We start from the raw sequence: 14,344 nt of genomic DNA on the forward strand, positions 1-14,344 counted from the left end.
GTTATGCTTGAGTCGTTCAGCCATAGTGCCCTGGCAGGCCAGTTGTTTGGCTTGGTCGCGCTGGTGCTTTGTCTCGTGGCGTTTTCAAGCAAGCACGACGATCGCCTGCTCGTGATACTGATCTCCGCCAATGTCGCCTTCGCGCTGCAGTTTGTCTTTTTTGAGAGCTGGACCGCCGCCGCGCTAACCGTACTGGTGATTGTGCGTATCGTGTTGGCCCGCCGCTACTTGGGCAGCCAGCGGGTGATGGCAGGCGTGCTAGTGGCGAGCGGTATCGCGGCGGCGCTTACCTGGCAGAGTTGGGTCGATGTACTGCCCTTGACTGCCATGGTGTTGGGTACCGTGGGCATGTTTTTGTTACGTGGCATCAGTATGCGGGTCTTTCTGGGGCTGGCTGCGCTTGCGTGGATGCTCAACAATTTATTGATCGGCACCATAGGCGGGACGCTGGCAGAGGGGTTGATTGTGATCACCAACATTATCACCATCATCCGTTTGCTACGGGCAAAGCGTAAATATCCCGAGGCGTATCAAGCGCCTGACGTGCTTGAACGCTCTGCGAAACACGAGGATGCCCACTGACGACTGGGTTTTGCGACAGAGGTTTGTCCTCCGGTCTATGGCAAGCGAAGTGGCTGCTATACTGAAAGAGGTGATCAACCCAACCAAGGAGAACCGCCATGGCCGGTGGATGGGCAAAAGACGGCGCCGAACAAGAGCAAATGGAGAGCACGCTGGAAGACGCCGTGCAGCGTGCCCGTAGCCAGTTGCCCCGTGGCGAAAGTCTTGAAGCGTGCGAGGAGTGTGGCGACCCCATTCCTGAAGCGCGTCGTAAAGCGATTCCAGGTGTTCGCCTGTGTGTGGTTTGTCAGACTGAGTTAGACAAAAAGCAGTCGAGCTTTAGTGGCTATAACCGTCGCGGTAGTAAAGATAGCCAGCTGCGTTAAGGCTGGCGACCCTGGCGCTAGCTTGGTTGATTTATCAGACGCCGCTGACGCTGTTGATGGCTTAAGTAGATCAAACCAATAGCGCCTATTAACAGCGCCATGGCGAGATAGCGTGAGCCATCCAGCGGGCGTACGGCGTTGGCTAGCCAACCAAAGTGGTCAATTAAAAGGCTCATGAGTAGCTGGCCTGAAATGACCGCAACGGTCGCCGCAGCGGTGCCTACCCGCGGTACCGCAAAGACAATCGTCAGCATATACACCACGCCAAATAGCGCACCGGTCAATTGCCACTTGGGGACGCTGAACAGCGTTGCCTGATGCGTGGGTTCAAAAAAGAACACCAGCAAGAAGATCAGCACTGCCCCCATCACAAAGGTGAGCCAAGCGCTTTCGATGACGCCGGTTTTAGCCCCCAAACGCCCGTTGATAGAAGATTGAGCCGCCAGCACCGCGCCGCCGACCAGTAAAAGTACAAAGATAAATGGAAGTAGCATGTTTGAGCTCCTTGATAACCTTAATCGTTACATTAGCCACAGGGCGGCAAGAATCATCACCAAGGCGCCCACTCGGTAGCCATCGACTTTACGTCGTTCGCTGCCTAGCCAGCCGAAGTGGTCGATGACCAGACTGGCACCGACCTGGCCGCATAAAATGCCCACCATGGTCATGCCGATACCCACCAGTGGCGCGGCAAGCGTCAGAACAATGACGTAAATCGGGCCTAGAATGCCGCCGATCAGCAGCCACCGTGGCTGACGAAACAGGGTGGCGAGCTTGGGGCTGGGCGAAAACACTAACGCCAGGGAGAGTAGCAGCGCCCCCACCAAAAAAATCGACAGGGTGGCGGATAAATGCCCCACCTGCTCGCCGAGTGGCCCCAGCAAGCCCGCTTCAACCGATAATCCCATGCCGGCAACAAGCACGCCGAGCAGGATAAGTGCGTGTTTCATACGTGACTCCGCAGAGAAGAAAAAAAGACAAATAGGAGCCAGCACTGTAGTGAGTTCGTGTTGTTGCTACAATGCGTTAAAAAGACAAAGGACTATTGCATTTTGGACAACTCGATTCGTTTGATGGCGCTTCGCCTGTTCGTGCGTGTCGCCTCAAGCGGAAGCTTCGCCGAGGCAGCGCGCCACTTTGATTTACCGGCGTCTTCCGTTTCAAGGCACATTGCGGGGCTGGAACGTTCGCTCGGCCAGCGGTTGCTCTACCGCCATACACGAGCGGTACGGCTGACCGATGCCGGTGAGCGCTACTATCAGGATATTCGCCAGGTATTAGAGAGTTTGGACTTAGCTACCGAGCAGGTCATTGGCGGGGCAAAGCACCCACAGGGCGTATTGCGCATTAACGCGCCGGTGGCGTTTGGGCGGCGCCACATCGCGCCTTTATTAGCCCGCTTTCAGGACGAAAACCCAGCTGTCGAGGTAGAGCTCACGCTGAGCGATGCGTTTATCGATCCGGTGCACGAGGGGGCGGATGTGGTAATTCGGGTCGGCGCCCTTGATGATTCGAGCCTAGTCGCCCGTCAATTAGCCATGCAGCGCTTTGTGGCCTGCGCCGCACCGGCTTATCTTGCCCGGCACGGCCAGCCACGTCATCCAGAGGCATTGAGTGAGCATAATTGCCTGATCTACAAAGGCACCCGAGGCGAGCAGCCATGGTATTTCTACACCCAGGAAAACACCCAAGCGCAGCGTTACCCGGTAACAGGCAACTTAAATAGCAACAACGCAGAAAGCCTGGTAGAAGCTGCCTTGCAGGGGCAGGGGATAGTGCTCTTTCCCACTTGGCTGCTGTTCGACGCGCTGCGCGACGGAGCCTTGGTGCCGATACTTGAGGACTACCACCCCATGGGGGAAGCGAGCCGCGAGGGTATCCACGCCATTTACCCTGAAAACCGCCTGCGTTCACAAAAAGTGGCCACATTTTTAACGTATTTGACCGCACAGATTGGCGACCCGCCGTATTGGGATCGTTAGCGTAATACCGTTAATTCATAAGCATGGCGGATACGCTGACCATCCCCGTCATACCCGATATATCGTCCTTACCGCGTTGCGGAAAGCACCGGCGGGCGTGGCACAGCGGCGCACTCGTTCATCGCGGACGAGGTGAATGGTTCCCGCTTTTTCATGCAGCCTTGCGGTGGTTTCACCCCTAGTTGGTTTGCTCGGTTGCCTGATGCGTCAGAATAACGTCGAGAAAGCCCTCGCCGTAATCTGCCAGTTTGCGCGCACCGATGCCGGAGATGGCGCCCAATGCCTCCAGGCTCTGGGGGTTCTGCTCGACCAGTTCGGCTAGGGTGGCGTCGTGGAAGATCACATAGGCAGGCACGCCCTGTGCCTCGGCCAGTTCACGGCGGTGCTGGCGCAGCGCTTCCCACAGCGGGCCGTGGCTGTGCGTGGCAGAGGCTCCTTTGCTTCCCCGTCGGGCGGCTTTGGCCTTACTGGGTTTGTGGCTTGGTTTACGCAGAGTGAGGGGATGTTCGCCGCGCAACACTGGCTTTGCGTTGGCAGTGAGCTTTATCCCTCCGTGGCCCTCCATGTCGACACTTAAATAGCCGCTGGCAATCAGCTGGCGAAACAGCGCTTTCCAATCGTTAGCGGTGAGCTCTTTACCAATACCGAAGGTGCTTATGCGGTCGTGGCCAAAACGGGTGATTCGTTCGTTGCTTTTGCCCAGCAGTACATCCACCAAATAGGTCACGCCGAAGCGCTGCTCAGTACGGTAGACGCACGACAGCGCCTTCTGCGCCGCTACGGTGGCCTCCCAGGTCTCGGGCGGGGTTAGGCAGTTATCGCAGTTGCCACAGGGCGCATCCAGGTGGTCGCCAAAGTAGTGGAGCAGCGCCTGGCGGCGGCAGCTGATGATTTCACACAGCCCCAGCATGGCGTCGAGCTTCTGCTGCTCGATACGCTTTTGCTGGTCGGCGGCGCTGGAGTCCTGCTGCATTTGGCGCAGCGTGATTACGTCCTGGAGTCCGTAGGCCATCCAGGCGTTGGCGGGCAGACCGTCACGCCCGGCGCGGCCGGTCTCCTGGTAGTAGGCTTCGATGCTTTTAGGCAAATTGAGGTGAGCGACAAAGCGCACGTCCGGTTTGTCGATGCCCATGCCGAACGCGATGGTGGCGACCACGACCACGCCATCTTCGCGCAGAAAGCGGGTCTGGTGCTGCTGGCGCTGCTCGGCAGGAAGCCCGGCGTGGTAGGGCAGTGCGGTCAGCCCCTGGCGTTCGAGCCAGATGGCGGTCTCCTCCACCTTGCGCCGGGAAAGGCAGTAGACGATGCCCGCCTCGCCGTCGTGATGCTCGCGGATAAAACGCAGCAGCTGTTCTTTGGCGTTGCCCTGATTCTCGGCGATATGGTAACGGATGTTGGGCCGGTCAAAGCCGCTGTTGTAAAGTGCCGCCTCTTGGAGCTGCAAATGCTCCATGATATCGCCCCGGGTGGGCACATCGGCGGTGGCGGTAAGCGCGATGCGCGGCACCTGGGGAAAGCGCTGGTGCAGCTGGGAGAGCTGGCGATACTCGGGTCGAAAGTCGTGACCCCACTGGGAAACGCAGTGGGCTTCATCAATGGCGAACAGGGCAATCCGGGTCTGTTCCAGCAGCATCTGCATACGCGCCGTGGCCAGCCGTTCGGGGGCAACATACAAAAGATCCAGATCGCCCGCGCGCAGTTGGTTCTCTACCTCAACCGCTTCGTGATAATCAAGGCTGGAGTTGAGGTAGGCCGCCTTGATCCCGTTCTGCTTAAGTGCCGCTACCTGATCCTGCATCAGCGCGATTAGCGGCGATACCACAATCGCGGTGCCTTCGCGCAGCAGCGCCGGAATCTGATAGCACAGCGACTTGCCGCCGCCGGTGGGCATCAGCACCAGCGCATCACCACCGGCCATCACATGCTCGATAATGGCCTGCTGCGGGCCGCGAAAACTGTCGTAGCCAAATACCGCCTGCAGCACCTTCAGGGCTGTTGGGTGGGTGTCGCCGTGCATCAATGCTCTCCCGTGTCTCGTACTTAAGAGAGAATTGTGCACGAAAAATGTGAGGGGCGTCAGCCTAGCGAATCCCGGCCCTTAAAAATGACTGCACGAACTGGCGCTGGAAAAGCAAAAAAGCGATGAGCAGTGGCGCGATACTTAGCAGTGTCGCGGCACTCACGGTGGCCCAGTTAACCCCCGTTTCTGGCGCAGAGAAAACGCCCAATCCCACCGTTAGCGGGCGGCTCTCTACCGAGTTGGTGACCACTAGTGGCCAGATAAAGTTATTCCAGTGGTGGCTGATCGAGACCAGGCCATACGCCAGATAAGTGGGCTTAGCCAGCGGGACGTAAACCTTCCACAAAATTTCCAGCCAGTTGCAGCCTTCGATGCGGGCGGCGTCTTCAAGCTCACGGGGGATAGTTTTAAACGTTTGGCGCAGCAGAAAAATACCCAGGGCGCTGGCGACATAAGGCAGGCCAATACCGGTGATGGTGTTGATCAACCCGAGCTCGCTGGCAATGCGGTAGTTCTCCACAATCAGCACTTCGGGGAACACAAACAGCTGAATCAGCACCAGCATAAACAGCACGTTTTTGCCGGGAATCGGAAAGCGGGCAAAGGCAAAGGCCGCCAGGGTGCAGACGATAAACTGGCCGATCACAACGCCCGTTACCAGCGCAAAGGTGTTCAGGTAGTAGCGGGCAAAGGGCGCCTGTGACCAGGCATCGGTGAAGTTCTCCAGCGTCAGCGGGGCGAAGAGCTCAAAGTTCACCATAAACTCGCTGGGGTGGAAGGCGGCCCAAAAGGCATACAGCAGCGGAAAAATCCAAATAATCGCCAGCAGCCATGCGGCCACTGTTTCCAGCGAGGGTATTGAGAAAGAATGGGACGCGACCATTTTTGAAGGTGACGAGGTTAAGTTCATTGGTAGTGCGTCCTACGGTCGAGAATCGTGAACTTCAGCGTCGCCACTACCGCGAGCACGAACAGAATCACCACCGTAATGGTCGCCGCCGTGGTGCGGTCAAAGAACGAGAAGGCATTCTCGTAGACGTAATAAAGCAGCAAGTTAGTGGCGTTGTTGGGACCGCCCTTGGTCAAGATAAACAGGTGGTCCACTACCCGCATCGAATTAATCAGCGCATTGATCAACACAAACAACGTGGTAGGCATCAGTAGCGGGAAGGTAACCCGCCAAAAGAAGCTCCAGCGGCTGGTGCCTTCTAGGTCAGACGCTTCTTTTAGTTCCGGGGGAAGCCCTTGTAGTGCTGCCAGGTAGAAAATCATAAAAAAGCCGGCTTCTTTCCACACCGACATGACGATTACCGAGCCGAGTGCGACGCTTGGATCGCCCAGCCAGTTAACGCCAGGGATTCCCAGCGTGCCAAGCAGGCTATTGAACAGGCCAATTTGCGGCGCGTAGAAAAACATCCAGATATTGGCGGCGGCGATCATGGGTAAAATCGTCGGCGTGAAGTACGCCATACGCACAAAGCCGCGACCGGGCAACTTGCCGTTGACGAACAGCGCCATGCCCAAGGCCAGCGCGATAGACGTGGGAATGGTGCCCAGTGCGTAGAGCAAGTTGTTGCGGGCTACCTGCCAAAACGTGGGGTCATCGAACAGCACCTGATAGTTCTCGATGCCCACAAACTCGGTTGGCGCGCCGCGAAAGCCGGGCAAGAACAGGCTGTTGAAAACCGTGGTGATGGTCGGTAGATAGGCGAACGTTGCCAAGAGCACAGCGGCTGGCAGTAACAGCAGCGCGCCATACAATTGCATGCGACGGTGCGAGGTCATTTCGGCCATAGGAACTCGTGATCACTGCTTTAAAAAAGAGCCGCACGAAGCAGTTTCCTCGCGCGGCATGGCGACTTGTTTAGCGAGCGTAGCGACGCAGCACGCTATCGGCCTCTTGCTGTGCTTGGCTAAGCGCTTCTTGCGGCGTCATTTGCCCCGTCAACGCGGCTTGCACGGCGTTATCCAAGGCGCGGCGAATGCGTCCACCCTGGTAGGTGGAAAGTTCTGCCGTGGCGTGCTCCAACTGGTCGCGGGCGACCGCGGCGGGCGGGAATTCTTCCACATAGCGTTGCAATGCGTCGGTTTCATAGGCGGCGGGGCTAACGCCCATATAGCCGGTTTCGATCGACCAGGCAGCGGCCCGCTCGGGCGCGGTCATCCAGCGAATAAAGGTCATCGCCGCGCGCTGCTCTTCTTCAGTGGCGTCTTCAAAAATGTAGAAGTTGCCGCCGCCGGTGGGGCTGCCGCGCTGGGTTTTCATCGGCAGCATGGCAACGCCAAAATCAAAATCGGCGTCGCTGCGCACGGCGGTTAGGTTACCCGTGGTGTGCCACATCATCGCGGTGGATTCTTCAAGGAAGTTCTGGCGCAGCGTGCCCCACTCAATGGTGCCGTCGGGCATGGCATCGTGCTCAGCGGCCAGCGATACCCAGTATTCCAGAGCTTCAACGGCGGCGGGGTCGTCAAAATAGACCTCGGTGCCGTCTTCGCTCATTAGACGGTGACCGTTCTGAAAGGCGAAGGCCTGGAACATCCAGTAGGGATAGCCGGTAGAGGGCACCATCACGCCCCACTGCTCACCGTTGGAGGCTTCGCGCACGGTGGCGGCCATCTCGGCCATCTGCTCCCAGTTTTCGGGAGGCGTCTCAGGGTCGAGTCCGGCGGCTTCAAAGGCGTCCTTGTTCCAGTAAAGCACAATGGTGGAGCGCTGGAAGGGGATGCCGTAGGTCTTGCCATCCAGCTGACCGTTTTCCATCAGGGCGGGGTAGAAGCTGTCGAGCCATTTGCGCTCTTCGTCGGTGTCGACCAGATCGTCAAAGGCGACGATAGCATCCTGTTCAATTAATTCGTACAGGTCGATGGAGAACATCACCGACAGCTGGGGCGTGTCGCCAGCTTCCATCGCCGACATTGCCCGCACGCGGGTGTCGTCGTAGTTGCCAGCGTAGATGGCTTCCACATTGATATCGGGATGTTCACTCTCAAACTCGTCAACCAGATCGTCAACCACCTCGGTGAGTGCTCCGCCGACGGCGACCGGGTAGTACATAGTGAGATCGATGCTATCAGCGTTTACCTGGGCGGCGCTTAATAAGCCCGCTGCCAGGGCTGTCATTGCAAAAGGGGTAAGCAAACGCATAGGAGACTCCGCAAGTGTCAGTATTGGAAAGAGCCCACCGCCGGTGGACGAGGAACAGCGTGAGGGGCGCTGGGTAACGTGTTGGGCGTTAAATCGTCCCGCCGTAAGCTACTAGCATCAAAGAGATGGGCATTTTCGCGTGCCCAGCTAAGGCAGCAGGGCTGGCCGGCAAGCGCATGCTTACCGCTCATACGAACCCTTACGGTATGGCCACCTACAGTGACATGGGCAATCGTATCCGCCCCCAGGTACTCATCGCTTAGCACAGTGGCAGGTACGCCAGCGGCTGAAGCGGGGTGTAGCTCAATATCTTCAGGGCGGATACCCAGCTGCCCGCCAGCGGCTTCCAGAGGTGCCACTGAAACGCTGGTTTCGCCTTCAACCGTCGCTCCTTGTTCGCCTGCCACCAGCGGCAGCAGGTTCATGGCGGGGCTGCCGATAAAGCTGGCGGCAAAGGCGCTGGCCGGGCGGTTATAAAGCTCATCGGGCGAGCCATCCTGAACGATCTGGCCGTGCTGCATCAGAATCACACGATCACCCATGCTCATCGCCTCGACCTGATCATGGGTGACGTAGATCACGGTCATGCTCAGGCGGCTCTGTAGAGCTTTGATTTCCCGGCGCATATCGCTGCGCAGCCGCGCGTCCAGGTTGGAAAGCGGCTCGTCCATCAGGCAGATCGGGTGTTCGGAGATCACTGAGCGCGCCAGTGCCACGCGCTGGCGCTGACCGCCGGAAAGCTGGGCCGGTTTACGGTTCAGGTAGTCGGTGAGGTCCACCAGCTCGGCGACCTTGGCCAGCCGCTCGCGCTGCTCGGCTTTGGGCACCTTGCGGCTGCGCAGGCCAAACACGATGTTGTTGGCCACACTCAAGTGTGGAAATAGCGCGTAGGACTGAAACACCATGCTCAGCCCGCGATCCCCCGGCGGGAGGCGCGTGACGTCGCGGTCGCCGATGTGAATACGTCCGTCGCTGGCCTCTTCCAGGCCTGCGATCATGCGCAGCGTGGTCGATTTACCGCAGCCCGAGGGGCCGAGCAGAATGACAAATTGCCCGGGCGTGACATCGAAGGAGATACCGTCGACTGCGGCCGTCTCGCCCCAACGTTTGGTGACGCTTTCCAGGCGGATACGCGATTGATCTGACATGGCACACTCATCACCGGCTGTTGGGTGGTATTGGTCAAGCTTGTGATGAAAGTGTTGCTGTTGTGTGACGCTTATGTATCAATTTCGTGTCAGGCGAAGATTAAACGATCCAGTGCTTATTCAGCTGAGCTCGCCGCGTTTTGGTTGTTCAATATAAAAGGCATACCGAGCTATTAATGCCCAAGGAGTCGATATGAAGATGCCGCATAACGCCTTTAAGCAGCAACTGCTGGCGGGCCAGCCCCAAACGGGGATTTGGCTTGGGCTGGCGAGCGCCTACTCGGCGGAGATCGCTGCCACGGCGGGCTTTGACTGGTTATTGCTGGATGCCGAGCACGCCCCCAATGACGTGTCGAGCCTACTTGCCTAGCTGCAGGCGCTGGCACCCTATGGCAGCCACCCAGTGGTGCGGCCACCCACGGGTGATGCGGTGCTGATCAAACGCTACTTGGATATTGGCGTTCAGAACCTGCTGATCCCCATGGTCGAAACGGCCGAACAAGCCGCCGAGCTGGTGGCGGCCACGCGCTACCCGCCCCGCGGCACTCGCGGGGTGGGGCATGTGTTGGCGCGGGCCTCGCGCTGGGGGCAGCTAGACGATTATCTCTCCCGCGCCGATGACGAGATTTGCCTGATGCTGCAGGTGGAAAGCCCCCAGGCGCTTGCCAACCTAGGGGCAATCGCGGCAGTTGACGGGGTGGACGGTGTATTTATCGGCCCAGCGGATTTGTCGGCGTCGATGGGCCATCTAGGCAACGCCAGCCACTCTGATGTGACGTCGGCGATTAGTGACGCCATCACCACAATCCGCTCTGCGGGCAAGGCTGCAGGTATCGTCACAGTAGACGAACAGGCGGCCCGCGACTATTTAGCCGCAGGCTGCACCTTTGTTGGCGTTGGTATTGATACGCTGCTGTATGCAAACGCTCTACGTGAGCTGGCTGAGCGTTTCAGGTCCTAATGGCTGAGCGTCTACTTCTCAGCAGGCAGGATCCTTCCTGGGTTCATCAGCCCCTTGGGGTCAAACAGTGCTTTAACACCGCTGACCAGTTCCCGTTCGATAGGCGATAGCCGCGACAGGTAAGGCGCTTGCTTGGTACGACCAATGCCGTGTTCGGCGCTGATGCTGCCGTGGAAGGCGTCGAGCACGTCAAATAGCTGCTCCTCCAGGTCGTGGAGGTGAGCTTTTTTATCGCTGTTCGCCATTGCCATGGGCGGCAGGATATTGAAGTGAAGATTGCCGTCGCCGACATGCCCGTAGGCAATAATCTCGCATTCGGGGGAGGCGGCCATCACCACCTCACTCGCTTGGCGAACAAAGTCTGGAATCGCCGAGATTGGCACCGAAATGTCGGTGCGCAGATGTTCGCCGCGCCGCCGCTGGCCTTCCAGCATGCTCTCACGGAATTGCCACAGCTGGGCAGCTTGGGTATCGCTGGACGCCAGCGCGCCATCCAGCACTAGCTCGCGCTCCATGCCGGTTTCCAGCAGTTGCTCCAGCATCGAACCCAGATCCACCGGGCCCGTGGCGGCCACTTCCATCAACACATACCAGGGGTAGACGCTATCCAGTGGATCGCGCAGCTCAGGCGTCGCTTCGATAGCCAGCTCAATGCAGCGGCGGGGGATCAGTTCGAAGGCGGTCAGCAAATCGCAGCAGTCGCGGCGCGCCAAACCGTACAGGTCAGTCACCGCTTGAACGGAAGGCATGCCAAGCAGCGCGGTACGGTTCTGGTTCGGGCGCGGCGAGAGTTTGAGCACTGCGCCGGTGACGATGCCCAGGGTGCCTTCGCTGCCTAGAAACAGCTGCTGAAGATCATAACCGCGGTTGTCCTTATGCAGGGCGTTAAGGCTCTCCCAAACACGCCCATCGGGGAGAACCACTTCAAGCCCCAGCACCAGTTCGCGCATCATGCCGTAGCGCAGCACGTTAAGCCCGCCTGCATTAGTAGCAATATTGCCGCCGATCTGGCAGCTGCCCTGGGCGCCTAACGAAAGCGGGAAGTCGCAGTCATGATCAAAGGCGGCAAGCTTGACGTTTTCAAGGATGCAGCCTGCGTCCACCGTGATGGTGAAATTGACCGGATCAATGGCGCGCACATTATTCAAACGTTCCAGGCTGATCACCAGTTCCTGGCCGTTGGCGGCGGGCAAGGCGCCTGCCACCAGGCCGCTGTGGCCACCCTGGGGCGTCATCGCGACGCCTTGCGCATAGCAGCACTTTACGACCTCGGCGACTTCGGCCGTGTTCCCCGGGCGTGCCACGGCCAGCGGCATGCCCAACGTATCGCCCGCCCAGTCGCTGACGTAGCGCGCCATGGCGTCTGGCTCGCGGATTAAACCCCGCTCGCCAAGCAGGGCGGTTAGCTCATTGATAAAGGGAGTGATGTCTGTCATTAGGCATCTTCCTGCCAGGCTGCACCTTCTGGAAAACGGTGCTGCGCCTGGGATTCAGCGTGCATGGCAATGCTGTAACCCGGTGCCTCAGGTACTTGGTAGCGGCCACGGTTGATGACCACCGGGTCGATAAAGTGCTCGTGGAGGTGATCCACGTACTCAAGTACACGATCTTCAAGGCTGCCGGATACCGCAATATAGTCGAATAATGAAATGTGTTGGGTGTATTCGCATAGCCCAACGCCGCCGCCGTGGGGGCAGATCGGTACGCCAAACTTGGCGGCCATTAGCACGACCAGGATGACTTCGTTGAGCCCGCCCAGACGCGCCGCATCGAGCTGACAGTAGTCGATGGCGTCCGCCTGGAAGAACTGCTTGAACATCACTTTGTTGTGGCAGTGTTCGCCGGTGGCGACGCCGATAGGCGCAACGCGGTGGCGGATCTCGGCGTGACCGAGAATATCGTCAGGGCTGGTGGGCTCTTCGATCCACAGCGGGTCAAACTCGGCTAAACGGCGCATTTTGGTGACCGTCTCGTCGACTTCCCACACCTGGTTGGCGTCCATCATTAACACATTGTCCCAGCCGATTTCCTCGCGTAGCAGCGCCGCACGGCGGGCATCCTCGTCGATATCGCCGCCAATCTTCTGTTTGAAATGGGTCCAGCCTTCAGCCAGCGCCTCCCGAGCAAGCCCACGCACTTTTTCGTCGCTGTAGCCCAGCCAGCCCGCGGAGGTGGTGTAGCCGGGGTAGCCGTCGCTGCGCATTTCGGCTTCACGGGCCGCTTTGCCAGCGGACTGGCGGCGCAGCAGGCAGATGGCCTCTTCCGGTGTTAGCGCATCGGTCACAAAGCGGAAATCCAGGCAGCGCACCAGCTGCTCCGGCGTCATATCGACCAGCAGTTTCCACACCGGCTTGCCTTCGTTTTTTGCCCACATATCCCACACGGCGTTGACGATGGCGGCGGTGGCGAGGTGAATGGCGCCTTTATCGGGACCGATCCAGCGTAGCTGGCTGTCGCCGGTGATTTCGCGCCAGAAGTTGCCCATATTGTCGGTCATTGAGGCAAGCGAGCGCCCCTCAATCAGCGGCGCAAGGGAGTGCAAAGCGGTGACGACAATCTCGTTGCCGCGGCCAATGGTAAAGGTTAAGCCGTGCCCCTCGGGGCTGCCGTCATCGGTGTGCAGGATGACGTAAGCGGCGGAGTAGTCCGGCGCGGCGTTCATGGCATCCGAGCCATCCAGGGAACGAGACGTAGGAAAGCGGATATCCTGGATCTCGACGCGGGTTATGGTTGTCATTGTTTTCTCCTAGGCGTTGAAGTGGGCGGCGTATTGATTGACAGGAACAGTATTACCGGCGCGCTAAGTGGCGCATCAGTTCGCGAATGCCATACGTCCAGGGCGGCAGCTGATCACTTCTGCCTACCGAATTGACTAAGGCGCCGAGCGCCGGGGTGGCGATGGTGACGCGATCACCGAGATGGTGGGTGAAGCCCTGGCCCTCGCCATCGCGATCCTGAATCGGTGAGAACATGGTGCCGAGAAACAGCATAAAGCCATCCGGGTATTGATGGTGGTCGCCGATGGTTTGGCTGACCAAGTCCAGCGGATCGCGGCTGATCTCGCGCATATCGCTTTCGCCCTGAAGCAGGAAGTCGTCGTCCTCGCCTTCAATACGCAGCGATACCTGGCAGTTACGCACGCTATCGATATCAAAGTGGTCATCAAAGAGGCGAATAAAGGGACCTATTGAGCAAGAGGCATTGTTGTCTTTCGCCTTGCCTAACAGCAGGGCGCTGCGCCCCTCAACGTCGCGCAGGTTAACGTCGTTACCCAGCGTGGCGCCGCGCACCTGGCCGCGGCTGTCCACCGCCAGGACGATTTCCGGCTCGGGGTTATTCCACTTTGAAGACGGGTGTAAACCTACCGGGGTGCCAAAGCCTACCGATGACAGCGGCTGGGCCTTGGTAAACACCTCTGCGTCCGGGCCGATACCGACCTCCATGTATTGTGACCAGCCGCCGCGAGATTGGAGGGCTTTTTTAAGCGACATCGCCTCCTCAGAGCCCGGCTTGATCTTAGAAAGATCTTTGCCGATCAGCGCCTGCAAGTTATCACGCAGCTCGGCCGCCCTGGCCGAATCGCCGCCTGCCTGCTCCTCAATGACGCGCTCCAACAGGCTAACGGCAAAGGTGACGCCGCAGGCTTTAACGGCCTGAACATCGCAGGGGGCAAGTAAGTAGGGCGCTTGCGGTGGGGACATTTGCGAGTTTGCCAGCAGCGTCTCCAAACGACCCAGAGACACACCTTCGGCGCGCTTTACCACGTCTAGAAGGTCATCGCGTTCGAGCAGATCGGCCATGGTCGGGCCAAATTCAGTGATATCGATAACCTGGCCGTTTTGCACTGTGGCCAGTACAGGGCCGGGGTGCTGGCCGTCTAACCAGACGCGGCCAACGAGCAAAGCGTTTTCGACGTCAGCGGGTAGAACATCAGGCAGTGAGAGTGGTTGCATGGGCGCCTCCTGTAGCGATGCGCAATAAGAATAGGGTCAATGGCTGGCGGTTGGTGCGCTATCGCCTATCATGTTACGGATGTCGTGTTGTATGACAGGTATGCCAGTTCATTGCTCACTCTAGCGTACCGTTGTATTGCGGGTCGATAGGCAAATCTATCTAGATGACGGCAGTTTCCCCAAGCAGG

13 protein-coding genes and 1 pseudogene are annotated in these 14,344 nt (G+C 58.8%); 4 read left to right on the plus strand and 10 right to left on the minus strand.

The features are described from left to right. Window positions 1–3: 3 nt before the first annotated feature. Together HVA01_RS01415 and HVA01_RS01420 are read left to right on the plus strand one after the other, a co-directional pair. A complete protein-coding gene (locus HVA01_RS01415) occupies window positions 4–582 on the plus strand; it encodes a YgjV family protein (protein WP_146872734.1) in 579 nt (192 codons plus the stop codon). 98 nt (window positions 583–680) lie between these two features. Next, window positions 681–947, plus strand: a complete 267-nt coding sequence (locus HVA01_RS01420) for a DksA/TraR family C4-type zinc finger protein (protein ID WP_146872736.1) — start codon at window positions 681–683, stop codon at window positions 945–947. 17 nt (window positions 948–964) lie between these two features. On the opposite strand, the gene HVA01_RS01425 is transcribed toward HVA01_RS01420, so the two are convergent. Continuing rightward, window positions 965–1,441, minus strand: coding sequence for a DMT family transporter (locus HVA01_RS01425; protein WP_146872737.1), 477 nt, complete (start codon window positions 1,439–1,441; stop codon window positions 965–967). 27 nt (window positions 1,442–1,468) lie between these two features. Then, window positions 1,469–1,897 carry a DMT family transporter gene (locus HVA01_RS01430; protein ID WP_146872738.1) on the minus strand — a complete coding sequence of 143 codons (429 nt, stop codon included), beginning with the start codon at window positions 1,895–1,897 and terminating at the stop codon, window positions 1,469–1,471. Window positions 1,898–1,999: 102 nt separating this feature from the next. Between HVA01_RS01430 and HVA01_RS01435 the strand changes: the two genes are divergently transcribed. Then, window positions 2,000–2,929 (plus strand): LysR family transcriptional regulator, encoded by a 930-nt coding sequence (locus HVA01_RS01435; protein ID WP_146872740.1) that lies wholly within the window; start codon window positions 2,000–2,002, stop codon window positions 2,927–2,929. A 178-nt stretch (window positions 2,930–3,107) separates the two neighbouring features. Here the strand turns inward: HVA01_RS01435 and recQ are convergent, their stop codons facing one another. The 5 genes from recQ to HVA01_RS01465 all read right to left on the minus strand — a co-directional run bounded on the left by recQ (window position 3,108) and on the right by HVA01_RS01465 (window position 9,242). Then, a complete protein-coding gene (gene recQ / locus HVA01_RS01445; protein WP_146872742.1) occupies window positions 3,108–4,946 on the minus strand; it encodes a DNA helicase RecQ in 1,839 nt (612 codons plus the stop codon). Between the two features lie 64 nt (window positions 4,947–5,010). After that, window positions 5,011–5,859, minus strand: coding sequence for a carbohydrate ABC transporter permease (locus HVA01_RS01450; RefSeq protein WP_174787746.1), 849 nt, complete (start codon window positions 5,857–5,859; stop codon window positions 5,011–5,013). After that, window positions 5,856–6,743, minus strand: coding sequence for a carbohydrate ABC transporter permease (locus HVA01_RS01455; RefSeq protein ID WP_246129376.1), 888 nt, complete (start codon window positions 6,741–6,743; stop codon window positions 5,856–5,858). Before HVA01_RS01455 ends, HVA01_RS01450 begins: the two co-directional genes overlap by 4 nt. Window positions 6,744–6,813: 70 nt before the next feature. Then, on the minus strand, window positions 6,814–8,094 hold the full coding sequence (locus HVA01_RS01460; RefSeq protein WP_146872743.1) for an ABC transporter substrate-binding protein: 1,281 nt from the start codon (window positions 8,092–8,094) through the stop codon (window positions 6,814–6,816). Between the two features lie 17 nt (window positions 8,095–8,111). After that, a complete protein-coding gene (locus HVA01_RS01465; RefSeq protein ID WP_146872744.1) occupies window positions 8,112–9,242 on the minus strand; it encodes an ABC transporter ATP-binding protein in 1,131 nt (376 codons plus the stop codon). A gap of 193 nt (window positions 9,243–9,435) precedes the next feature. On the opposite strand from HVA01_RS01465, the pseudogene hpaI reads away from it, so the two are divergent. Further along, window positions 9,436–10,203, plus strand: a pseudogene (gene hpaI / locus HVA01_RS01470) (4-hydroxy-2-oxoheptanedioate aldolase). An 11-nt stretch (window positions 10,204–10,214) separates the two neighbouring features. Here the strand turns inward: hpaI and HVA01_RS01475 are convergent. The 3 genes from HVA01_RS01475 to HVA01_RS01485 are packed head-to-tail and all read right to left on the minus strand — an operon-like array spanning window position 10,215 to window position 14,156. Next, on the minus strand, window positions 10,215–11,639 hold the full coding sequence (locus tag HVA01_RS01475) for an FAD-binding oxidoreductase (RefSeq protein ID WP_146872746.1): 1,425 nt from the start codon (window positions 11,637–11,639) through the stop codon (window positions 10,215–10,217). After that, a complete protein-coding gene (locus HVA01_RS01480; protein WP_146872748.1) occupies window positions 11,639–12,940 on the minus strand; it encodes an L-fuconate dehydratase in 1,302 nt (433 codons plus the stop codon). Before HVA01_RS01480 ends, HVA01_RS01475 begins: the two co-directional genes overlap by 1 nt. Window positions 12,941–12,992: 52 nt before the next feature. Further along, on the minus strand, window positions 12,993–14,156 hold the full coding sequence (locus tag HVA01_RS01485; RefSeq protein WP_146872750.1) for a fumarylacetoacetate hydrolase family protein: 1,164 nt from the start codon (window positions 14,154–14,156) through the stop codon (window positions 12,993–12,995). Window positions 14,157–14,344 lie beyond the last annotated feature (188 nt).

Origin of the sequence: Halovibrio variabilis (genome assembly GCF_007991175.1) — a bacterium.
GTDB classification, from domain to species: domain Bacteria; phylum Pseudomonadota; class Gammaproteobacteria; order Pseudomonadales; family Halomonadaceae; genus Vreelandella; species Vreelandella variabilis.